The organism is Pollutimonas subterranea (genome assembly GCF_002849655.1).
GTDB lineage: Bacteria > Pseudomonadota > Gammaproteobacteria > Burkholderiales > Burkholderiaceae_B > Pollutimonas > Pollutimonas subterranea.
This window is the reverse complement of the sequence record NZ_PDNW01000007.1, coordinates 151,151-172,994: the sequence shown is the minus strand read 5'-3', so window position 1 is coordinate 172,994 and position 21,844 is coordinate 151,151. Positions and strand designations below refer to the sequence as shown.

Annotated in this window: 17 protein-coding genes and 1 pseudogene; 6 read left to right on the top strand and 12 right to left on the bottom strand. The window is 58.6% G+C overall.

The window, feature by feature from the left end:
• Positions 1 to 193: 193 nt before the first annotated feature.
• From CR159_RS10485 to CR159_RS10475, 3 genes are read left to right on the top strand one after another with little or no spacing between them, the layout of a single operon-like run.
• Positions 194 to 598, top strand: coding sequence for a group III truncated hemoglobin (locus tag CR159_RS10485; RefSeq protein WP_102073897.1), 405 nt, complete (start codon positions 194 to 196; stop codon positions 596 to 598).
• The gene (locus CR159_RS10480) at positions 591 to 1,841 is read left to right on the top strand and encodes an NnrS family protein (RefSeq protein WP_102073896.1); all 1,251 of its coding nucleotides are present in this window, start codon (positions 591 to 593) and stop codon (positions 1,839 to 1,841) included. The genes CR159_RS10485 and CR159_RS10480 overlap by 8 nt, the downstream gene beginning before the upstream one ends.
• Before the next feature lie 20 nt (positions 1,842 to 1,861).
• A complete protein-coding gene (locus CR159_RS10475; RefSeq protein ID WP_102073895.1) occupies positions 1,862 to 2,317 on the top strand; it encodes an RrF2 family transcriptional regulator in 456 nt (151 codons plus the stop codon).
• A 38-nt stretch (positions 2,318 to 2,355) separates the two neighbouring features.
• On the opposite strand, the gene serA is transcribed toward CR159_RS10475, so the two are convergent.
• The 7 genes from serA to CR159_RS10440 all read right to left on the bottom strand — a co-directional run bounded on the left by serA (position 2,356) and on the right by CR159_RS10440 (position 12,508).
• On the bottom strand, positions 2,356 to 3,555 hold the full coding sequence (gene serA, locus CR159_RS10470) for a phosphoglycerate dehydrogenase (protein WP_102073894.1): 1,200 nt from the start codon (positions 3,553 to 3,555) through the stop codon (positions 2,356 to 2,358).
• Positions 3,556 to 3,628: 73 nt separating this feature from the next.
• On the bottom strand, positions 3,629 to 5,584 hold the full coding sequence (locus CR159_RS22160; protein WP_102073893.1) for a methyl-accepting chemotaxis protein: 1,956 nt from the start codon (positions 5,582 to 5,584) through the stop codon (positions 3,629 to 3,631).
• 176 nt (positions 5,585 to 5,760) lie between these two features.
• Positions 5,761 to 7,263, bottom strand: a complete 1,503-nt coding sequence (locus CR159_RS10460; protein WP_233208256.1) for an ABC transporter substrate-binding protein — start codon at positions 7,261 to 7,263, stop codon at positions 5,761 to 5,763.
• A 25-nt stretch (positions 7,264 to 7,288) separates the two neighbouring features.
• Positions 7,289 to 9,139 carry a dipeptide ABC transporter ATP-binding protein gene (locus CR159_RS10455; RefSeq protein WP_102073925.1) on the bottom strand — a complete coding sequence of 617 codons (1,851 nt, stop codon included), beginning with the start codon at positions 9,137 to 9,139 and terminating at the stop codon, positions 7,289 to 7,291.
• 13 nt (positions 9,140 to 9,152) lie between these two features.
• Positions 9,153 to 10,034 carry an ABC transporter permease gene (locus tag CR159_RS10450; protein WP_102073892.1) on the bottom strand — a complete coding sequence of 294 codons (882 nt, stop codon included), beginning with the start codon at positions 10,032 to 10,034 and terminating at the stop codon, positions 9,153 to 9,155.
• The gene (locus tag CR159_RS10445; RefSeq protein WP_102073891.1) at positions 10,031 to 10,975 is read right to left on the bottom strand and encodes an ABC transporter permease; all 945 of its coding nucleotides are present in this window, start codon (positions 10,973 to 10,975) and stop codon (positions 10,031 to 10,033) included. The genes CR159_RS10450 and CR159_RS10445 overlap by 4 nt, the downstream gene beginning before the upstream one ends.
• A gap of 24 nt (positions 10,976 to 10,999) precedes the next feature.
• A complete protein-coding gene (locus CR159_RS10440; protein ID WP_102073890.1) occupies positions 11,000 to 12,508 on the bottom strand; it encodes an ABC transporter substrate-binding protein in 1,509 nt (502 codons plus the stop codon).
• A 190-nt stretch (positions 12,509 to 12,698) separates the two neighbouring features.
• Here CR159_RS10440 and CR159_RS10435 point away from each other — a divergent pair.
• Positions 12,699 to 13,148: pseudogene (locus tag CR159_RS10435) on the top strand (alpha/beta fold hydrolase); the annotation flags it as partial.
• On the opposite strand, the gene CR159_RS21860 reads toward CR159_RS10435, so the two are convergent.
• A complete protein-coding gene (locus CR159_RS21860; protein ID WP_233208255.1) occupies positions 13,063 to 13,281 on the bottom strand; it encodes a PDDEXK nuclease domain-containing protein in 219 nt (72 codons plus the stop codon). The pseudogene CR159_RS10435 and the gene CR159_RS21860 overlap by 86 nt on opposite strands.
• Before the next feature lie 4 nt (positions 13,282 to 13,285).
• Entirely contained in the window at positions 13,286 to 13,747 is a 462-nt protein-coding gene (locus CR159_RS21855) for a DUF1016 N-terminal domain-containing protein (protein ID WP_233208254.1), read from the bottom strand.
• 475 nt (positions 13,748 to 14,222) lie between these two features.
• Here CR159_RS21855 and CR159_RS10425 point away from each other — a divergent pair, with 475 nt between their 5' ends.
• Positions 14,223 to 15,374, top strand: coding sequence for an STY4528 family pathogenicity island replication protein (locus CR159_RS10425; protein WP_233208253.1), 1,152 nt, complete (start codon positions 14,223 to 14,225; stop codon positions 15,372 to 15,374).
• A 601-nt stretch (positions 15,375 to 15,975) separates the two neighbouring features.
• Positions 15,976 to 16,839: an integrase domain-containing protein gene (locus CR159_RS10420; protein WP_102073887.1), complete on the top strand. Its 864-nt coding sequence runs from the start codon at positions 15,976 to 15,978 to the stop codon at positions 16,837 to 16,839.
• 4 nt (positions 16,840 to 16,843) lie between these two features.
• Here CR159_RS10420 and CR159_RS10415 read toward each other — a convergent pair whose 3' ends face one another.
• From CR159_RS10415 to CR159_RS10405, 3 genes are all read right to left on the bottom strand, one after another.
• Complete coding sequence (locus tag CR159_RS10415) at positions 16,844 to 18,301, bottom strand: argonaute/piwi family protein (protein ID WP_102073886.1); 1,458 nt, start codon at positions 18,299 to 18,301, stop codon at positions 16,844 to 16,846.
• Positions 18,298 to 20,169, bottom strand: coding sequence for an SIR2 family protein (locus CR159_RS10410; protein WP_102073885.1), 1,872 nt, complete (start codon positions 20,167 to 20,169; stop codon positions 18,298 to 18,300). The genes CR159_RS10415 and CR159_RS10410 overlap by 4 nt, the downstream gene beginning before the upstream one ends.
• 117 nt (positions 20,170 to 20,286) lie before the next feature.
• Positions 20,287 to 21,843 carry an AAA family ATPase gene (locus tag CR159_RS10405; protein ID WP_143705456.1) on the bottom strand — a complete coding sequence of 519 codons (1,557 nt, stop codon included), beginning with the start codon at positions 21,841 to 21,843 and terminating at the stop codon, positions 20,287 to 20,289.
• Between the last annotated feature and the right edge of the window lies 1 nt (position 21,844).

Sequence of the window (21,844 nt, the reverse complement as noted above, 5' to 3'; positions counted from 1 at the left end):
GAGCGTGGCGTATCTACATTCCTCCCCCGCCACCGACGCCTTGATAAGAGGTTGCAGGCCACCACGTTGCGAAGGTATCGCGGAACGCGCATCTATGACATGATTTTTCTATAAGATTACTTTACAATATATCTTATAGAACCGCTCGTGGCCGCATGCCCGTGCATTTTCACCGCCCTCGCAGGACAACCCCATGGATAGATCCGAACTCTGTACCGAAGAAGAAATCAGCACCCTGGTTTATGGGTTTTACGATCGGGTCCGGGCAGATGCCATGCTGGGTCCAGTCTTCAACCAGCATATCTCCGATTGGGACACGCACTTGAAGATCATGGTCCGGTTCTGGTCGTCCTTGTTGATCGGTGCCGGCACCTATAACGGCACTCCCATGCCCAAGCATGTCGCATTGCCCGACTTGAACGGCAACATGTTCAAACACTGGCTGGCGCTGTTCCATGATACGACCGAAGAGCTACCGAATCGCGCACTCGCCGAGCGTGCCGAGGAATACGCGCAGCGTATTGCCCGCAGCCTGTGGTATGGATATCAAATGAATAACGAACCCAATCGCATCCCCTCGGAGTTAGGAAATGTCTAGCCTGAATCAAACCGAAAGAAGCACGGCGGCATCGAGCAGCCGCCCCGACATGACCGCCTTCCTGGGACTCGGATTTCGCCCCCTTTATATTGCAGGCGCGGCCTGGGCCTTGATCTCGATTGCATTGTGGGTCTTTGCACCTCAACTCATCGGCCAGCCGCTATCGGCTGTAGCGTGGCATGCCCACGAAATGCTATGGGGCTTTATTGCCACGATTGCCGTTGCTTTCCTTCTCACCGCCAGCGCTACCTGGACAGGATTCAATCCATTGAAAGGAGCACCGCTGGCCCTGGTTACCGGGCTCTGGCTGCTTGCACGTCTGGGTTACCTGTTTGGTGGCACAACAGGCTTCTGGATAGCGGCCGTCAGTGAATCCGCATTTTTTGCCATCAGCGCACTATGCCTGCTGCGGGTCATGCTGAAAGGAAAAAGTCGCCGGAATTATGGCGTGCCATGGCTGATCCTGGGGCTGGGGGTCGCTAATGTGCTTTATCTGAAGGCGGCACTGGCCGGCGACTACCTATTGCTCATGCAGCGTTTCGATCTCGGCCTGATCTTCATGGCTATCATCGCCTTGCTGATCGGCCGGCGTGTCATTCCCTTCTTCGCCATGCGCATGGTCCCGGGCCTGGAACTACCTATGCAGGTGCGCAGCGGCCAGGCGCAGTTGGCATTAAGCGCGGTGGCTGTTGCATTGGGCCTCGCGGGCCTGCCCGTGTATATGGCGGCGGCGCTTGGCGTTGTCGGCGTTATCAGCCTGTGGCAAGTAGCAAGCTGGAAGCCCTTGGCTGTACTGCACAAGCCCATGTTGTGGATACTGTATCTGGGTTACGTGGTCATGGGTATAGGCTTGCTGCTTGCCGCGGTGCATAGCAGCGGCCTGGGCGTCGGCGTACTGGCCCGATCCGCAGTGCACGTTCATATTATCGGCATGGGCGGATTTGCAGTGCTGATCATAGGCATGCTCACGCGAACGGCTCTGGGCCATTTGGGTCGGCCATTGGCCCTCGATGGCAGCATGCTCGCCAGCTACTACCTTATGATCGCGTCCGTCGTACTGCGGCTGGCGGCACTGTGGCCATCCGTGGCAAGCGGATGGCTGCTGCAAGCCGCCGCAGCGTGCTGGATTCTCGCCATGGCGCTTTACCTGTGGCGCTTCGTGCCCATGCTGATCCGCCCGCGCCCGCCCGTTGCGCCGGCTAAAAATCAAGCGTCGGCAACCACCATCCTCAAGAAACAATAGACCTTGAATACGGAGACTACATGCGCCTGACCACCATGACGGACTATGCCATGCGCTTGCTCATGTATGTGGGCAGGCACCCCGAGCGCCTGTGCACGATCTCCGAGATTGCCCAGGCCTACGACATCTCCGAGCCGCATCTTATGAAGATCACGCACCGGCTGGCGCAGCGAGGCTGGATCGAAACCGTGCGCGGAAAAAATGGCGGCATGCGCCTGGCGCGCCCGCCCGAAGACATCGCTCTGGGAGCCGTGCTGCGCGATACCGAAAACGATCTCGCGCTTGTCGAGTGCTTCGCAACAGGAAGCCGCTGCACATTGAGCGGCTATTGCGGGCTGACGGGCATTATCGAGGGTGCACTGCAGAAGTTCATGGATCATCTGGACGGCTATACGCTGGCCGACATTCTGCCGGAACGCGCCGGATGCGGACCCGCGCGGTCCGAACATACGATCAAACTGGTCGACATGACGTAGCCCAGCGTGAGCGCCACCGGCGCTCACGCCGCGCAGGCTTACACCAAGTCGCAGCGCACCGTAATCGGATGCGACCGCAATACGGAAATTACCGTATCGTCAACGTTGCCTTCGACGTCGGAGATAACATAACCAATAGCGCCCCGGGTCTGCAATTGCTGGCTAACGATATTCAGGCCATGCTCGGCCATCATGTTGCTGAGCGTACCCATTGCGCCCGGCAGATTTCGGTGCACATGAAGAATGCGCGCCGTACCGGCCACTTCCTGATACGGAATTTCAGGGAAGTTGACCGCGCCTTTGGTGGTTCCGCTTAGTACGAAGCGCAGCAGCTTTTCAGCCACTTCGCGACCAATGTTCTCTTGGGACTCCTGGGTACTACCGCCAATATGCGGCGTTAGGATCACGTTGCGCATACCGATCAATGGACTATTCAACGGTTCATCGACGCCTTTGGGTTCGGTAGGGAACACATCGATGGCAGCGCCGGAAAGGTGGCCCGACTCGAGCGCGTCGTGCAGAGCGTCGATGTCGACCACCGTACCGCGCGAGGCGTTGATGAGGATGGAACCACGCTTCATGGCGGCGATGGTCGTGGCATCCATGATGTTGCGGGTAGCCTTGCCGCCAGGCACGTGCAGGGTTACGACATCGGACTGCGCAAGCAGCTTGAGCAAGGCCGTGCTGGGACGGGCATTGCCCAAGGGAAGCTTGGCCTCTACGTCATGGAAAATGACCCGCATGCCGGCCGCCTCGGCCAGGGTACCGACCTGCGACCCGATATTGCCATAACCAATGATGCCCAGCGTCTTGCCACGCGCTTCGAAAGCGCCATCGGCGGTTTTGTCCCAATGGCCATGGTGCACGCGATCATTTTTTTCGGGGATACGGCGCAACAGCAGGATGGCTTCGCCAAGCACCATTTCAGCGACCGAACGCGTGTTTGAGAAAGGTGCATTGAATACCGGTACGCCATGCAGCATGGCGGTGTCCAGGTCAACCTGATTTGTTCCGATGCAGAAACAACCGATGGCCCTCAGGTCGACGGCCTCTGACAACAGCGCGGCGTCCAGGTGAGTACGGGAACGAATGCCTACCAGGCTGGCGCCACGCAATGCCTCGGCAAGCGCCTGTGGGGGCAGCGACGACGCGTGCGTGACAATGTCGTTGAATCCTGCCGCTACAAAGACTTCTTTTGCACTGGGGTGAATGTTTTCAAAAAGGACAATACGGGTCATTAAATCAAGGCTCCGGCAAACACCAAAACAGTATTGTGACGCATCTTCGCGTTTGGCACCTGCGCAGCCCTGTTTATAGCAGGGACAAGGTCATGTGCGGGCTGGGCGGTGTTCTGAACACACTCACTGCCGAGACCAGTTCGTTGGCCTGGTCCTGCAGCGCCAGCGTCGCGGCGGCCGCCTCTTGAACCAGGGCCGCATTCTGCTGCGTCACCTGATCCATCTGCGCGACAGCCTGGTTGATTTGCTCGATCCCGCAAGTCTGCTCCTGGCTGGCCACCGTAATTTCGCCCATGATATCCGTCACGCGCTTGATACTCGTTACAACTTCGTCCATGGTCTGCCCTGCCACGCTGGCCAATTCACTGCCTGTGCCGACCTGGTTCACCGACTCGTCGATGAGATCCTTGATTTCCTTGGCCGCCGCCGCGGACCGCTGAGCCAGACTGCGCACTTCGGACGCGACCACGGCAAATCCGCGCCCTTGCTCGCCCGCGCGCGCCGCTTCCACTGCAGCATTCAGCGCCAGGATATTCGTCTGGAAAGCAATGCCGTCGATAATGCCGATGATATCGACGATGCGCCGCGAGGAAACATGAATCGAAGCCATGGTGTCGACCACCTGCCTGACGACGGCGCCGCCACGGACCGCCACCGCCGACGCGGACAGCGCCAGCTCATTTGCCATGTGCGCATTGCCGGCGTTCTGGCTGACGGTGCTCGTCAGCTGCTCCATCGAGGCGGCGGTTTCTTCCAGCGAGCTGGCCTGCGCTTCGGTTCTTGCCGATAAATCGATATTGCCGGCCGCAATCTGGCTGGACGCGGTGGCGATGCTGTCGGTGCCGCTGCGCACCTGGGTCACGATACCGGTCAGGCTGGTGTTCATGCGGCTCAGCGCCTGCAGCAGCAATCCCGTTTCGTCGGTGGTGGAAGCGTTTATGATCGACGTCAGGTCGCCGCTCGCGACGGTCTGGGCAATGTGCAGCGAGCGTCCTATTGACGCAACCGTCGTGCGCACCACCATCAAGCTGATCAGGAAAGCCGCGGCACCCAATGCCACCATGACTCCGACCATGATCCACAAGGCCTGTTGCGTCTCGCTGACCTGGTTTGCAATTCTGTCTGCAAGAATTGTGAAGGCAATGCGCATCATGTCGAACTGGGCGTCGATGGCGCTGCTCATGCCATCCCAATAGTCCTGCGCCGGAGCATCCAGGCGGGCTGCCTGCACGATTTTCTCGCCCGGCATTGCCATGCCTTGCTCGGCCGCCTTGCGGGCTGCTGCGACAGGGCCGGCGATAAGTTGCTTCAGGCCGGCATCGTTGGCAGCGTTGCCGAAACTGGCATAGGTATTCCGAAAAGCATGCTGCGCGCGGCTGTCAAGCACGCTGATGCGAATGAGTTCCGCCGGCGTTGCCTCGCCTTTGACCAGAATGCCCATGCCCAGACCGCGCGCCTGGCCCATACTTTCAGTCAATTCGGGCAAGCTGCCGAACACGGCGCTGATCAAATAATGACTGGCGGGATCTGACGCAAACTCCAGGCCGGACGTCTCCAGGATACGTTCGAGTAGTCCCATCTGCTTCTGGATCAATGCCGTATGGCGGGCGAAGCTTTCCGGTCCGCTGACCGCATTGCCGCTGACGGCCGTGGCCAGGGCTTGCCATTCTCCCTTGATCTTCTCGAGGTCTGCCACGAGCAAGGCGTCGTCCAGATTCAAGGACAGGCTTTGCGCGGTCAGATTGAACGCTTCATCGACCTTGCCTTGCGCCGCTTGCCGAGCCCGGCCTTGGTCCATATTGCCGGCCAGGAAGCCCGCCGACAAACCGCGATGTTGTTGAGTCAGCCGCAGGAGCTTGAGCACGTCGCCCGAGGGCGCAATGCCGCTGGCGTCGGCAAGCGCCATGCGGACTGCATCCAGGTGTGATTTCACCACCAGCGTCGTAGGGACAGCCAGCATCCCCAGTGCCAGAGCGCCAATGAGGGCGAATTTCTGCCACAGTTTCAAATTCGCTATGAGGCCACGCATTACTTGCCATCCTTTCCGTTTGTACCGAATTCCGCGATGGCCACGAAATGCAGCACAACAAGGAATGAAAGGAATTGTAAGCCGCACAGGACCCGGCTGCGAACGCAAGTCGCCCCGCCGCGCCTCATCTCTTTGACGTTTATCAAGCGCCCTGGATTAACCCGGGACCGTAGCGCTTACTGCCCCGCCAACGTGACATCCTTCAGGCGAACCAGGCCATCCGGATAAGGTACGAAACCCTGCACCCGCTTCTGCACGCCGAAAGTCCACGGCAGATAATAAGTATAGAAAATCGGGTGCTTGGCGCGCATTTGATTCAAGAATTCGCGGTACAGCACCTTGCGCTTTTCGACATCCAGTTCTTCACGTGCGTCGTTGAGCAGTTTGTCCATTGTTTCGTCGCAGAACCTGCCGTCATTCAGGCTGCCCTTGCAGGACACGTACTGGAATACGTTTCCACTGGGATCAACACGTCCCGACCATCCCGCCTGTGCAAGCTCGAAGTCGCCGCGGGCCATGGTGGATTGCAACGCGGCGAACTCCATGGACCGCAGGCTGATGTCAAAGCCGGCCTCGCTGCCCATGGCTTGTATCAGTTCAAACACCTGCTGCATGATGGTATTGTTTCCGAAAGAGATTTCGACTTTCACGCGATCCAGCCCTGCTTCCTTCAATAGGGCGCGAGCCTTTTCGACATCGCGGCCCTTGCGCTCGACACTCTTGTCGTAGGCAAAGCTCGCCGGCGGGAAGGGTTGGAACGCAGGTTGATACAGCCCCATGCCGACCACCTGATTGATGGCATCCCTGTCGATGGAAAGATCAAAGGCCTGGCGCACGCGTGCATCCTTCGCGAAGGGATTGTCCGCCCGGGGAGCGTTCGCGAAGTTCACCGAGATGGCTTGAAAGCCCAGGCCGGTAACCGGCATGAAGCTCAGGTTCGGATCGTCTTTTACTGTTTGCGCATCCGCAGGCGCCAGCCGCTCGGCGATATCAAGCCCTCCCGAGCGCATGTTGTTCAAGCGTACCGTGGCATCGGGGACAGGACGAAACACAACGGTCTGGAAGTGATAGTTGGCCGCGTCCCAGTGCTGGGCAAATTTTTCCAGCGTAATGTGATCGTTCTGCACCCTGCTCTTGAAGCGATAAGGCCCCGAACATACAGGGTTCTTGCCGGGATCCTTATTGAAACTGGCGGGCGACTGCATCATTCCGGCGCGGTCGGACAACTGCGACAGCAAGGAGGCATCGGGCTGGGTCAAATGCAGCACGACTGTCCTGGCGTCGGGCGCATCCACGCTGGCCAGCGTCACCAGCTCGCTTTTCCGGTTGCTGTCCGGCAGATTCTTGGCTCGCTCAAGATTCGCCTTTACCGATGCAGCGTCTATTGGCGTACCGTCGTGATACACCGCGTTCTCGCGCAAGGTGAACTTAAGCGTTTTATTGTCCGGCCACGACCATTGCGTGGCCAGTTGCGGCACAAATTCCAGTTCAGGCGTAATGTCGACCAGCTTGTCGCACAGGGAGGCAAACACGATGCGTCCGACAAAAGTCCTTGCGCGCGCCGGATCCAGCTGGTCGGGATCGTCCTGCAAACCTATGCGCAACGTCGTTTGTCCCCATGCAACGCTGGAGAAAAGCAGTCCGGTTAAAAGTACAAGCTTGATTGGGGTTTTATACACAATGAATCTCCGATGAGCTGAGACTTCAATAAACGCCTATGGGATGCCGCGCGACAAAATGGCCGGCACTGACTGGAACAAGAGGCTGGACTACGGGTTCGTCGCGTACGCTTCGTACGACGCTGGGAATTTCATCGACCAGCAGGGAATGCGTGCGATGACGGAAAGCAGGATCGGCAACCGGTACGGCCGCCATCAATTTTTTGGTATACGGGTGTTGAGGGTTCTCGAAGATCGCTTGCCGGGGGCCAATTTCAACGACCTGCCCCAGGTACATGACCACGACGCGATGGCTGATGCGCTCGACCACCGCCATATCGTGAGAAATGAACAAAATGGAAAGACCCAGTTCCTGCTGCAGGTCCAGCAGCAGATTCACGATCTGTGCCTGTATCGACACATCGAGCGCCGATACCGATTCGTCGGCAATCACGACGCGGGGATTCAGGGCCAGCGCACGCGCAATACATATACGTTGCCGTTGCCCACCTGAGAACTCATGCGGATAGCGGTCAGCCATATCGGGCGTCAGGCCGCACTTTTCCATAAGCCAGCGTACGCGTTCTGCGGCTTCCCGCCCTTTGGCCACGCCATGTATCAGCAGCGGCTCCATAATGGAATAGCCGATGGTGACGCGTGGATCCAGCGAGGCGAATGGATCCTGGAAAATAAATTGGATATGCCGGCGCAAGGCCTGCATCTGGCCGCCCCGGAAGCCGCTGATGTCCTCGCCTTCGAACAGGATTTTCCCGCCGCGTATGCGTTCCAGCTGGGCCAGCGAACGGCCTGTGGTGGTCTTGCCGCAGCCTGATTCGCCGACGATAGCCAGGGTTTCGCCGGGATAGAGGTCGAAGCTGACCTGCTCGACGGCATGCACGCGCTGACGCACCCGGCCGAAGACGCCGCTGGCGATATCAAAGCGCGTTACCAGCTTGTCCACCTGGAGCAGCGGCCCGGCGTCGTATCGGGCGGTACTGTCCCGCTGAGAGGAAGCCGCGGCAGCGGCATCTGATACGCCTTGGTCCAGCAAGGCAAATGGCGCCGGTTCGCTGCTTCCTTGCATGGATCCCAGCCGGGGAACCGCAGACAGCAGCGCCCGGGTATAGGGATGGGTGGGCCGGTAAAACAAGTCGTCGGAATTGTTTTCTTCAACCTTCCTGCCTTTGTGCATGACCATCACGCGATCGGCCACCTCGGCCACCACGCCCATGTCATGCGTAATGAAAATGACCCCCATGTCCATATCCTGCTGCAATTGGCGCATCAGCTGCAGAATCTGGGCCTGTATGGTGACGTCGAGCGCCGTCGTGGGTTCGTCGGCGATCAGCACTTGCGGCTTGCAGGACAAGGCCATGGCGATCATGATGCGCTGGCGCATGCCGCCAGACAGTTGATGCGGGTAGCGATCTTGCACGGCCCGGGCGTCGGGAATACGCACCGTCTCGAGCAAGCGCAGGGTTTCCGCCCTGGCCGCGGCGCGGTCCATTCCCTGGTGCAGCTGCAAGGCCTCGGCAATCTGGTCGCCAGCGGGAAAACTGGGATTCAGAGAGGTCATGGGTTCCTGGAAAATCATGGCGATATCGTCGCCACGGATCTTGCGCATCTCGGTTTCCGGCGCATGGACCAGGTCCAGCACGCTGCCATCGCGCCTGCGCAGCAGGATTTCGCCTTGCGTTATGCGGCCCTTGCCAAACTCGACCAAGCGCATCAACGATAAAGAAGTGACAGACTTGCCGGACCCCGACTCGCCCACGATAGCCAGCGTCTCGCCCCGGCTGACATGGAAGGACAGGTCCCTGACCGCCTGGACCGCTCCGTCGGGTGTCTTGAAACTGACTGTCAGGCCCGAAACCTGGATAACGCCTTGCTCGTCCATGATGCGCATCCTGTTAATGATCCTGGCGCGGATCAAGCGCATCACGCAAGCCATCGCCCAGCAGGTTGAAGCCAAACACCACGAGGAATATTGCCGTGCCGGGAAAAATCGACATCCAGGGGGCCTGGGTCATGAAATTCTTGGCCGTGTTGAGCATGGAGCCCCACGACGGATTCGGCGGCTGCAGGCCCAGGCCAAGGAAAGACAGACTGGCTTCGGCGATGATGGCGCTGGCAATCATAATGGTGGCCTGCACAATCAAGGCTGGCATGATGTTGGGCAGGATGTGGCGCAGCACAATACGCGTATTCGAGGCGCCCAGCGACCGGGTGCTCTGCACATAATCTTCATTCTTGATGGCAAGCACCTGCCCGCGTGCCAGCCGGATGAACAGCGGTGCGGCCGATACCCCGATGGCTATCATTGCGTTTACAAGACTGGGGCCCAGGAAGGCGGCCAGCGCAATGGCCAGAATCAGGAAGGGAATGGAAAGCAAAGCCTCGGTGGCGCGCGAAATGCAGCCGTCGATAATTCCGCCAAAGTAGCCCGCAAGCAAGCCAAAAGGGATACCGACCAGCAGGGCAATAAGTACCGAACACATGCCGGCCAGCAGCGAAGCCCTGGCGCCAAACACAAGGCGGCTGAGTATGTCGCGGCCCAGTTCATCGGTGCCCAGCCAGTGTGCGAGAGACGGCGATTTTCGTATGGCCGTGAAGCTTACCTGGGAAGGGTCATAGCCGGCAATAAGGGGGGCAAACAAAGCTGCCAGCACAAAGAACAACACGATAGCGGCGCCCAGCATGGCCGAGCGATTATGCTTGAATTTCTGCCATGAGCGATTGCGGCGACCACGGGGCGCCGGAGCCTGCGGTGCACTGGCTGCCTGCGCGCTCATGCGTACCTCAGTCTTGGATTGACAAGGATATAAAGCACATCGGCAACCAGCGTCAGCACAATGAAGCCCACGGCGATACAAAGCACCACACCTTGCACGACGGCGTAGTCGCGATTAAAGACTGCGTCGACCAGCAGCTTGCCAAAGCCCGGGATGCCAAAGATCTGCTCGGTAAGCACCGCACCGGCCAGCAGCTCGCCAAACAGTATGGTCACCAGCGTGACGATAGGCATCAAGGCGTTGCGCAGGGCGTGGCGCAGCACAACAATGCGTTCGGAAGCCCCTTTTGCCCGCGCGGTCCTGACATAGTCGGCGCTGAGCGCTTCCAGCATGGCTGATCGGGTATGGCGCATGAGATACGCACTGATTGCCGTGGACAGCACCAGCGATGGCATCAGTATGGTCTTGAACGACAGCCAGAAATCCGTGCCTGGCGACACGTAGCCCGAAGCCGGCAGCCATTTCAGCCACACCGACACCACCATGATCATGACAATACCCAGCCAGAAATTGGGAATCGACATGCCCGACAGGGCGAACAGGTTCGCACCGAACTCGACCTTGCTGCCCTTGCGCACCGCGGCCAGAATCCCCAGTGGGATCCCGACGATAATGGCAAAGAACATGGCCATGACTGCAAGGTGGATGGTAACCGGCAACTTCTGCTTGACCAGCGTGGTCACCGGAATATCGGTGCGCAGCGACACGCCGAGATTGCCCTGCCCCACCTCCTTGACCCAGGCCAGATACTGCACCGGCAAGGGATCATTCAGGCGATATTTTTCGCGCAGGAACTCAAGAACGGCAGGGTCCCGTTCTTCGCCGGCCATGGCCAGGACTGGGTCTCCGGGTAGTATCTTTTGCAGTCCGAAGATGACGATCGATACCAGGATCAATGTCGGTATCGCCACGATGATACGGCGCAAGATAAGTTTGAACATGACCTGGAGCCCCGCTGTTGCCCATCAATTGAATGAAACGCCTCGCAGTCGGATCATGCCATCGGGATAAGGATCGAAGCCCTGCACTTTCTTGTGGGTAACAAAAGGCCAGGGCTGATAATAGATATACATGCTGGGCAGGTCTTCCTGCAATATCGTCTGGGCTTCGTCATAGATCGCTTTGCGCTTGGCCTGGTCCGACACCGTGCGCGCCTTGTTCAAAAGCTCATCCACTTTGGGATTGCAGTATTTGCTGTCGTTCAGCGTGCCTTTGCAGGTAACGAAGGAATAAATATTGCCGTCAGGGTCCACCCGTCCCGACCATCCCCGCATATCGACCTGGAAATTGCCCTTGGCGGAATCCGCGAGCATTGCGGCATACTCAGTGGGACGCAGGCTGACCTGGAATCCTGCCTGGGCCGCCATCGCCTGCACCATCTCGGCAGTCGACGCTTCGATGGTGTTGTTCGCAAACGTGAGTTCGACCTTGGGAGATTCCATGCCTGCCTCTTTCAGCAGCGCCTTGGCCTTGGCGATATCAGGCTTGACGACAGGAAACTTGTCGCTGAGATAAGGGCTGGCAAGAGGAAATGGCTGCTGCGCCGGAGGGAAAATACCGCCGCCGATTACGTCACCTATGGCCTGGCGGTCTATGGTCAGCTGGAAGGCTTGCCGGACACGCTTGTCGTTGAACGGATTGGTCTTGGAACGCTCGCCATTGTTGACGTTGAACATGAACTGGCGAAAGCCCAAGCCATTGACCGAGTTCAACTCAAGATTGGAATCGTCCTTCACCTGGGGGACATCGGACGGATTCAGACGCTCGAGTATCTCGATACCGCCGGAACGCAGATTGGACAGCCGTACCGTTGAATCGGGTATCGGCAAAAAGACGACTTTGCTGAAGGCGAAGTCTTTGGCGTCATAGTATTCATTGAATTTTTCCAGAACAATACGGTCGTTCTGGACACGCTCCACGAACTTGTACGGCCCGGAACAAACGGGCTGCCGGCCGACATCGGAAGCACTGTCGGCGCCTTCGAAGCTTTTGGGCGACAGCATCATTCCCGCCCTATCCGAGAGCTGCGCCAACAACGTCGCATCGGGCTGATTCACGGTAATGACCAGGGTAGCGGGATCGGGCGCATCAACCTGCTTGACCGAAGCCAGTTCGCTTTTGCGCTGGCTGGCAGGCAGTGTGAGCGCACGGTCCAGATTGGCTTTGGCGGCCGACGCATCGAATTTTGTGCCGTCGTGGAAAACCGCGTCATTGCGCAACTTGAAGGTCAGTTGCGTATTGTCTTCGTTCCAGGACCAGGACTCGGCCAACCGTGGCACGAACTGCAACTTGGCGTCAATATCCACCAGCTTGTCGCACATCGAGGTAAACACAATACGCGCGGCATAAGTGCGGGAGCGATGCGGATCGAGGGTATCCGGGTCGTCCTGCATGCCGATGCGCAATTCCTGGGCTTGGCCCGCGGTAGCGGTGGCGAGCAACAGGCTCCCAAGCAGCAGCGTCATTCTTTTCATTCTCTTGTCTCCAGAGTGGCTTGTTCGACTATGACAATACGCCAGCCCTGTACGCTACTATCAAACTACTATTACATCAATCCAGTTTTGTACCGTTGCTCCTCGCTTTTTCTTTTAATTGGTTTCAGATTGCACGACAATAGACCCGACAGTCGCAACAGATTGACAATCAGGCTGGCATGGCTATCCGTGTTCATCCTATGAGTTTCGCAACTATATGGCGGCGCTCAGCGACCGATGGAGACTGCTGGCGCCCGACTTCCCGGGCTGTGGTTACAGTGCCACGCCCGATCACTTTCCCTATACGTTTGACGGCTACGCACGCTTCCTCGAACGATTTGTCGCGTGCCTGGGGGTCGAGCGATTTGCAATCTACTTGCATGATTTCGGCTCGCAGATCGGTTTAAGACTGGCTATTCGGAACCCCGAGCGGATTGCCGCCTGCATCATCCAGAACGGCGACATCTACGAGGATGCCTTCGGCCCGAAATACGCTGCATTGAAGGCTTATTGGGACGATCTCTCAAAAGAGGAAATCGGGTTCGGCGGTGGGCTTATTCATGTTCGCCTCCCAGTTCGCGCTCGATCTGTTCGATGCTGGGGAGGCTGGTTTGCAGGGTGTCCGGCAGGGCACGGGTAAGCTCGAAGCTGGAAACGCCAATAGGTTTGTCCACGCCGCGTAAGGCATATTCGGCCAGCACGCGGTTGGATTGCTGGCACAGGATCAGGCCGATGGTGGGCTTATCGGTGTCGTGGCGCAGCTTGTCGTCCACGACGTTACTTGTTCGCGGCTTGGCCCTGCCGCCGGTGTGCGGCGATTTCGATCTGCACTAGCACAATATTGCGGCTCCAGCCGTTCTCGATAGCAGCGCGCATGTACCACCGGCGCGTGGCCGGGTCCTTAACCTTGGCGATCAGCTCGGCGTAGTGGCCCCATGGCAGCGACCGCAGCAGCTCGGGCGGGAACGCCGACGCGGCGTCCGGTGGTGCTGCGGGCTCCTGCTGCCTTTGTGCCACAGCCTGTGGCCCTTTTTCCTTGGTGGCGATTTGTGCCACAGCCTGTGGCACATTCCCTGCACTCCCGGTGCTGACGTCTAGATGCGGATACTCGCGGTAAAAGGCCAGCATGCGCTTGATGTTGCGCTCTGAAAAGCCTTTTCCGCGTTGACCGACAGCATGGCCCGCGTGTGGACATGGCGGACGCGCTGCTTGATGTCGGACACAGACAATGCAGTGCATGATCAAACAAGCTCCAATCACATACTGAACCGACAATTGTATCAGCGCGTGACGATCATCATCGGAACACGTAAATGGGGTAATCACAGTGTAGTTTACCCCATTTAGCAAATCGATTACCTACATTCGTATCGCTGCCGCCGGCCTGACACCGTTCAATCCGTTCAGGCGATGGCCTTCCGTGCAGACTTCTTTCACCGCCACGGTCAAACATTGATCGGTTGGCAAAGGCCCGTGAACACTAGGTTTCCCGGGGAAATCGGGCCACGGCCTTCGTGGGAATCGCTGGAAGTACCCCCAGTTGTACCCCCAAGGGGGTATCGGGATGATAGATCAGTTTGGATGCGGATGCCAACGCTGCGCCTGCCGGATAAAACGGGTATGGCGCAGACCGCATTGTTGGCTGACGCATGGAACGGTACGCGATGAGATGCAGGGAAACGGGCCGCCGTGGCCCATACCTTGGAGAACTCTCATGGCAGACCATCACACCCGCCACAACCCGCTGGGGCAGGACGCCCTCTTCACCACGCCGGCCGCGCTCATGCTCGACGCCCGCCTCACACCGCTGGAGCGCAATGGCTGGCAGGTTCTGCGCATGCTGCGCTCTGCGGAAGGCATCAGCCCGCTGGCGAACCTGGGGCAGTTGCGCCGCTATCTCACCTCTACCCCGCTGGGGCAGCGGGCCGGGTACGAGACGGCCCGGCGCGTTCTCGTCGTGCTTCGGCTGACGGGGTGGATCAGTCTGGTGGGCCAGCAACGCGATCCCCTTACCGGCCATGTGCTCAGCGAGCTGTATCAGGTTCACGAAAGCACCCTGGACTTCCAACAAGCCTGCGCGCTCGATGCCAGCCTGTCCGCGCTTCTGCAAGCGTCTATCGGCCACGAAAACAACCAGGTGGATCGGGTGGCTGTCCACATTCAGGCAACGCTGGCGCAGGCACCTGAAGCCGCTTCCATTGCGGCCCACGATCAGCGTCACGATGACGATGATTTGCCCCCTACGCCGCCGTCGCAGGCGAGCGAGGCAGCCGACCCACTGCCATTGTCTGGCGATTCCGCTGGCAGCACGCTTGTTCCGCAACAGACCGAACACGCTCGCCACATGACGGCTGAGCAGGACAGTACGTATAAGACGTATATGTATAAAAAAGAACGTACGTACCGCGCGCGCGAAGGCGATTCAGCATCGCAGTCGGTGAGCTTGCCGCCTTGCCTGAGCAATGCCCAGGCAGATCAGCAAAAGGACGTGCAGGCCGCCTTGCGGCGGCTGCCGCCGCAGCATCGCCAGGAAGTGCTCGACGAATTGCAGGCACGTAGCCAGAGCGGCACCGTGCGCAATGTCGTGGCCTACTTCTTCGCCTTGGTGAAGCGCGTTTTTGCGGGCGAGTTCCGTCCGTGGGCAGGACGCAAGGAGGCGTCTGCCACCCCGCGGACTGCCGAGAATCGGCCTGCAGCTCCACCGCGCACCGAAGCCCACCCGGCACCGACTGCGCAACCGGCATCGCGTGAAACCGCCCTGGCGCACATCGCCAACATCCGCAAGATCATGAACGCCTCGACGAACGCTGGGGACATCGCAGCGCAGGCAATGCAGGCCAGGGGATGGCAGCCGCATCCTGCGTAGTAAATGCTGCCGAGAAACGGGGCGTCACTGCACGCCGCAGTGACGCCCCCGCTCACGCCCGCAACAATGCGGGCGAATACCGAATCCTATTGCGTGCGGCAGACATGATGATGGCCGCCCTACACTGACCGGGCAGTTGCCAAGACCGATGGGCTTCGTACATCGGCAACCCCAACAGCGCAGGTTCCTGCAAGCGCTGGCCCGACAGGGTGGAGCCACCCCAGGTATGCCCAGGCTCCGACCGCATACCGGCCCTACCCCGGGCGGAGCCTTCTTCGTCTGTTTGAACTCATCCCTACCGCGCCGCCTGGCGCACTGTCCTTTGCGGCAATTGCCCCTGTGCAACGCGCAGGGCTCCCGCTGCATTTCTCATCCCACTCACTTCATAGGAGAACTTGTCCACATTCGCATCACTTTCTTCTTGTAGTACCTCCGTCCGGGCTTCCAGCAGGGAGCAAGACGGACGCCTCATTCGAGGCTCTGGTGTCTCCTGAACACCATGCCCTTGCCCTCACGGGATCTCGCTTTGGCGAGTTGGCACCAACACTAACCACTGAATTTCAGGACAACGCAGTACGGCGCTTGGCTTGGAGGCCGGAAGATGGACGACTTGACCTACACCTTGCGGCAGCTTTGCCAGCGCAACCGTGACGGTAGCTACACCACGCAGGCCGACCGGATGCGTTCTCTCGCACTGGCTGCGCGGCAACTACGCGAGGCCGGTTTCCGGCAGATGAAGGCCTCGTCGCTCAAGGGCAAGCACGTCCAGGCGCTGCTGGAACGCTGGCAGGGCGAAGGCTTGTCGTCCGGCACCATCAAGAATCGGCTCTCTCACCTGCGCTGGTGGGTCGAGAAGATCGGCAAGTCTGGCATCTTGCCGGCGGACAATACGCAGCTTGGCGTGGCCGAGCGCCGCTATGTGACCAACGTAAGCAAGGCCCGGGAACTGGGCACAGGCCTTGGACAGGTCACCGATGCCCATGTGCGCATGAGCCTTCAGCTACAGGCCGCCTTCGGATTGCGCCGGGAGGAGGCGATCAAGTTCCAGCCCAGCTATGCAGATCGGGGCGACCACATCGCCCTCAAGGGGTCGTGGACGAAGGGTGGCCGGGAGCGAACTGTGCCCATCACCACGACAGAGCAACGCGACGCGCTCCAGGCAGCACACCACCTGGCAGGCACAGGATCATTGATCCCGGCAAACAAGACCTACATCCAGCAACGGCACGTCTACGATGGGCAGTGCAAGGCGGCAGGTCTGAGCCATATGCATGGACTACGCCATCAGTATGCTCAAAGTCGCTATGAAGCCTTGACGGATTGGAAAGCTCCAGCGGCAGGCGGACCGCAACGCCAATCGCTGACAATGTCACAACGCTTACGCGACACCGAAGCTCGCGAACGCATCAGCAAGGAGCTTGGCCACAATCGTACAGGGATCGTATCGGTCTACTGTGGGCGCTAGTACTTCACATAAACAACCGGTATGCGTAAGCATTTCCTGGCAGTGTTGGGACATTCGCAATGGTTCTTGCCAGCCGTTGTGAATACCGAATCGTGACCGGAACTGGGTCGTAAAGCGCATCGTTGTTCCAGTCCATCTTTGTCAGAGCAAGCGCTTCGAATGCAGTCAGTTCAATCGGCCCGATGCCCGCGTATCGCACGATGTTGATTGGGCGCGGAATGCTTTTTCCACCCTGGTAATAATCGCCACGAGATGCTGCACGAGGTGCATTGCCAGCAACCCAAACTAGCGCTGACTTCCCCGAACGCTGCATCACTGCGCCTCGCGGCACAGGGTAACCATCAGGCTCACTTTTCCTCTGCGGCGTGGGATTGCGGCTTTCTTGCAACCAAACGCCTCGCCATCCGGCGTTGCTGGCCACTTCGACACACTCAACCTCCTGAATAGCGGAGAGCGCATCCAACGCACCTTCCAGTTCTTCTGGCTTGAACGATGTGGTCTTATGGACGACCAGACGGCGTGGCAGCATGCCTCCATTACGACTTTGATAAAGGGTCAGGCTCCGCGCAAGCACCGCACGCATGTCACTTCGACTAAGAAATGGATTTCGGCGCGCCTCATCAACGTCTTTGACGGGATCACGCGCCTCGAAGGCGACGAACTGCATGCCCCCGCCATCAGCATCAAAAACCTGCGAGCAGCAGGTCACGTAATGCGCTTCTTGCGGATTTCCCCTCAGTGCATAGGCTAATCCGATGTATGCCGTATTCTCGGGGACGCCCTTCAATGGAGCTAACTTCCAAGGAATGCCGCCAGCCTTTACATAGAGTGCAATGGACAGACGCCACGCCAATGAAGCCTTATAACCAAATGTGAAAACGCGATCGTTGATGACTTGGGTGGGAATACCGTGCCCCGCACCTATTGCCTTGAGTGCATCGTGCGCATCAAAGCCAGGTGTACGAAATGCAATCTGCCAAGCATCCGGTAGATGTACCAGTACGACATCGAAGTGATCACGTACCAATGCCAGGCGTTGCATCGCCGTACGCAACGCGTGCAGTAAACGGATATGCGGCGGGCCTTCCGGCCCCAAAGACCCAACATCATCCGGCAGCTTGACATGCGCTTCTCCGGTTTTGGCAGCGACCAGAGGAACATTGAATGTATTTTCGAAGCCACGGAACGCCGGTACATACTGTTTTCGATCTGAAGGCGCGTGGCTGGATCGCAGCGTATTGACCAATGTGCGAAGGTTGTTCCAGCCACCGACCGGGCCTACCGTCGCAATACGAAGTTCAGGTGTGTAAGTTGGAAAGATCGAACTACTGTACGCACCATGCTGAACGATTCCCCGCAAGGGGTTCACGTCCAGCGAAGTGTCTTCCGTATTGAAGGTCAGCAGCGGCTCTTCCAGCAGAGAGAAGGGCGGCAACTTCGATGCGCTATAGTCTGCACTCATCGCCCGCTCCGTTGAAAATAATCATGGTCGTGGCTTGGCCGGCTCCACGCAGTCACTGGCGACAGTCGAAACTCCGCATCCTGCCCTGGCCCTGAGTCCTCCCTGAGGCTAATGGCTTTGACGACACCATCGTGACTGCCCGGCAAGAGTTTCGCCCATCCCGCAATGATTCGTGCCCATTCCTTGTTTCGTCGTCCTGCCCATCGTTCACGCTGCCAATCCATGATGGGATTTGCACGGCGCACGAAAGATGCGACGTTGTCATCGCCTTCGTCATGACTCGCCCCATCACCGGCCTCCGTGCGAGGCAGTTCAACATAAGTAAACGGCTCGAATGCACACCACCAGCGATTCGCCACGCAATCCAGCCGAATTTGCACCCCTTCGCTGAAGGGATAGCCGTACCCCTCCACCGTTCCCGACAACGGTGTTGAATACGCTTGCCGGAGGTGTGACAACTTCTCTTTGCGCGCTGCCACCCGTTCCGGGCTATCCGTTGGCAGGCCGCTTGCCACGATGATCGCATGCCCTTTGCGCCTCAAGCGCGGCAACAAGGGCCTGCCTCTGCTAATTGCCCAAGTCAAGGCGTCGTAAAGCAATCCCAGCGCCCAACTATCGGTATCGGGATGAAGGTCAATGGTTCCAGCGATCTTTCCTCCGACAGGTGCGAACGCCCTAAGCAATTCCGCGTCGGAACCAAAAGCGGCGATTTCACGACCAACACTGGCTACCACAGCCCTTGCTTTCGCATCACGAACCAGCTCCCGGGCACGAACCGTCGTGATTACGGTATTGATCTCAATACGACGCGCCTGTTTGGGCATAGAGAGGATCGGGATCGCCGAACACTGCAGCACTGGAAAACTGCGCTGCTCCCGAGCAGGTAATGGCAGCTCTGCCAGTATCTGGGTCGGTCTCGACTCCTGAACATGCTGCAACAAAACCGGCGGCAGGCTTATTCCGTCGATGATGTCTCCGGCTAATTCATCGAACGTGGGCGATTCGACAATCGCTGTTGTCACACCCGACTGGGCAGCCTTCTCAAGTAACTCACTGACAGCAGGCAGAACAGAGCTTGCCGAACGCGTTACCCAATAAATCCCGCCTGGAAAGGCATTCGGTTGCGCCAATGCTTCGGTTAGCGCAGCCATGACCGATTCGTCGCGGCCACTGTAGCCGACTACCACAAGCCCGAAACGTGCGCAGGCGGCACCGAGAACGCGTCGCATCCGAACATCCTGCTCCCTCAACTCTTCGGTCGTATTTTTCAGTTCAACTGACTGGAAGTCGCCATGCAGCTTGGCTAGAAATGGCCAGCTTGACTCCCGCAGGCAGCGTTCGGCACGCTCGGCATTGTCAATGGCGGCAGTCGTCATGTTTGCGCGCTCGTTAGCTGGCACCAACTGGTCGGTCAGGGTGGTCGCTGTCTCGACCAACTGGTCGAAATTGGTCGTGAATACGCAAGGAATCCGGCGGGTTGTCAACAGTGCGGCAAGTACGCGGTGGGCAAAGGACGGTGTACCTCTGGTGACCGCCTGCTCTATGCAGGTACGGCGGTCTGCCGCAGTCGGATATATCGCCTCAAAAGCCCTTGCGTATTCAGTGGGATCGTCAGGTGCCGGCAACTCCGAACGTGTGCTGAAGAACAAGTCGATGCGCTGTTGCCATAGCGGATCGTTGGCATCTACTTCACGGAGACTGATCCTGGATAGTTGGCAGAACAAGCGCTTCTTAAAGTCCAGGATCATTGAATAGCCGGTCGGAATACCGGCTGCGGCCGAAGCCCCGGCACCGAGGAACCAGGCAAACTGCTCAGGCCTCAAGCAGAAGGTGCTGGAAAATTGTGGTCCCGTCAGTGTCTTGATCATTCAAGTGTCCTTATTGGCGCTACTTCTAGATTTTCATCAGCCTGCTGTAGCTGCTCGCAACATCGTTACGCCAAGTACCCGTCGTACCGCGCAGCCATAGAATTAGTGCAGATTTATTCATTTCTTCGCTGCCAGCTTCAAGAAGTCATCAACAGCAGCGATTGCCTGTTCGACCTCTTGCTTGGGGATGTTGGGGGCGCTCGGGTGCGAGTAGGGGTTCATGACCACGTTCTTCAGCATTTCCAAGCGCGCGAGCGCTGCATCCCAATCAGCTTTGGATACGCTTGCGGAACCGGGCCATTGCTTCAGCTTGTCCAGAAAGTCCTGCGCCTGATGTGCCTTGGGATCGGTGCAGTAGCGCATCTCGATCTTCTTCAGTTCGCAGGCCGTGCGAACACCCAGCTCGAATGCTTGACGGGCATAGTTGGCGGCGGCCTCCACATACGGCGTCTGAACCAGTTCCTTGGCCTTGTCTAGCAGAGCGCGTGCCGGTCTGTTCTGTGTGGGGCGAACGATGGGGATGGGGGCTGTTGCAGCGCCATTGCCTTCATACACTTCCACGCACTTCCAGTTGGCATCGGGCAGGTGCGAACGCGCAAGGTCGAACCAGTTGCGGTCGTGGGTGAGCAGCACGATCTGCCAATCGGCGAACTTCGTGTTGAGTACATCCAGCATCGGCAGACGGTTGGAATGGTCGAGGCCAATTAGCACATCGTCCAGCACCAGCAACTTCAAGGCCGTGGCGTTGGCCGTAGGCGTGCAAGCCAACCGACCGGCGAGGTAGATAGCCAAACCAAGCGCAGAGAGGCGTGCTTCGTTCAAAAAGTGCTGAGGTATAGAAAGCGTATGGTTACGATAGCTCACGCTCAATGTGAGTGAGCGACCAGCAATTTCACGATCACGCTTGTAGTAGGCTGCGGTATACGTCACGCCGCCGAACGCAAACGGAGCAACGGCGACATCCGTGCCGATCAAGTCGCCAAGCAAAGCGCCAACCAGCGGATGCAGCGCGACCAAGGCTTGATTGAAACCACTGTTGAAATCAGCACAAGCCTGATTCACCTTAGTCAACGCGGTCTTGGTATGTTTGGCTGGCTTTGCTTGTTCCACCGCCCTCCACAACTCGCCAATGGTTTGCGTTGTTCCGCCAGCCACCGTCACTGGAAAGTCGACCAGCAGTTTTTCCAAGGCGATGTCGAACAGATTGATTGCGCCATCGCCCTGCTTGTAGTTGGTATCAAGCAAGGCGCGATAGTCCAGTGCAGCCCTGCGCAGAGCAGCCTGCGTCACACGTGTGTCGTTACCCCCTGCAACTGTGGCGGGGTGTCGCTCACGGGCCGACGTTGCGCCGCCGATGGCGTGGCTACCGAACGGCGCGGCTCCGATCGCGCCTGAACCTGCCTGCATGAACCACTTTGCACTTGGCGCACCATCGTTGAACTCAACCTCAACCGCGCAGCTCGTTTCCGGTTCTCCTGAAAATACATTCTTGTAGACGCGGAGGCTTCTGCTTCGCTTGAGCGAGAAGATGTCGGAAAGCGCATGAAAGACCGACGACTTGCCCGCCCCGTTCTCGCCATACACCAGCAGGTTCTTGCCATCCAGATCGAAATGCGCGGGCGCTGGACCGGGGAAGGCGCGGAAGTCAGTGAGCGCCAGGCGCTTAATGCGCAAG

What these genes read in the sequence shown, in the direction of transcription:
- CR159_RS10485 (WP_102073897.1), top strand. Translation starts at nt 194, where the DNA reads ATGGATAGATCCGAACTCTGTACCGAAGAAGAAATCAGCACCCTGGTT.
- CR159_RS10480 (WP_102073896.1), top strand. Translation starts at nt 591, where the DNA reads ATGTCTAGCCTGAATCAAACCGAAAGAAGCACGGCGGCATCGAGCAGC.
- CR159_RS10475 (WP_102073895.1), top strand. Translation starts at nt 1,862, where the DNA reads ATGCGCCTGACCACCATGACGGACTATGCCATGCGCTTGCTCATGTAT.
- serA (WP_102073894.1), bottom strand. Translation starts at nt 3,555, where the DNA reads ATGACCCGTATTGTCCTTTTTGAAAACATTCACCCCAGTGCAAAAGAA.
- CR159_RS22160 (WP_102073893.1), bottom strand. Translation starts at nt 5,584, where the DNA reads ATGCGTGGCCTCATAGCGAATTTGAAACTGTGGCAGAAATTCGCCCTC.
- CR159_RS10455 (WP_102073925.1), bottom strand. Translation starts at nt 9,139, where the DNA reads ATGGACGAGCAAGGCGTTATCCAGGTTTCGGGCCTGACAGTCAGTTTC.
- CR159_RS10450 (WP_102073892.1), bottom strand. Translation starts at nt 10,034, where the DNA reads ATGAGCGCGCAGGCAGCCAGTGCACCGCAGGCTCCGGCGCCCCGTGGT.
- CR159_RS10445 (WP_102073891.1), bottom strand. Translation starts at nt 10,975, where the DNA reads ATGTTCAAACTTATCTTGCGCCGTATCATCGTGGCGATACCGACATTG.
- CR159_RS10440 (WP_102073890.1), bottom strand. Translation starts at nt 12,508, where the DNA reads ATGAAAAGAATGACGCTGCTGCTTGGGAGCCTGTTGCTCGCCACCGCT.
- CR159_RS21855 (WP_233208254.1), bottom strand. Translation starts at nt 13,747, where the DNA reads ATGCACTGCATTGTCTGTGTCCGACATCAAGCAGCGCGTCCGCCATGT.
- CR159_RS10425 (WP_233208253.1), top strand. Translation starts at nt 14,223, where the DNA reads ATGGCAGACCATCACACCCGCCACAACCCGCTGGGGCAGGACGCCCTC.
- CR159_RS10420 (WP_102073887.1), top strand. Translation starts at nt 15,976, where the DNA reads ATGGACGACTTGACCTACACCTTGCGGCAGCTTTGCCAGCGCAACCGT.
- CR159_RS10415 (WP_102073886.1), bottom strand. Translation starts at nt 18,301, where the DNA reads ATGAGTGCAGACTATAGCGCATCGAAGTTGCCGCCCTTCTCTCTGCTG.
- CR159_RS10410 (WP_102073885.1), bottom strand. Translation starts at nt 20,169, where the DNA reads ATGATCAAGACACTGACGGGACCACAATTTTCCAGCACCTTCTGCTTG.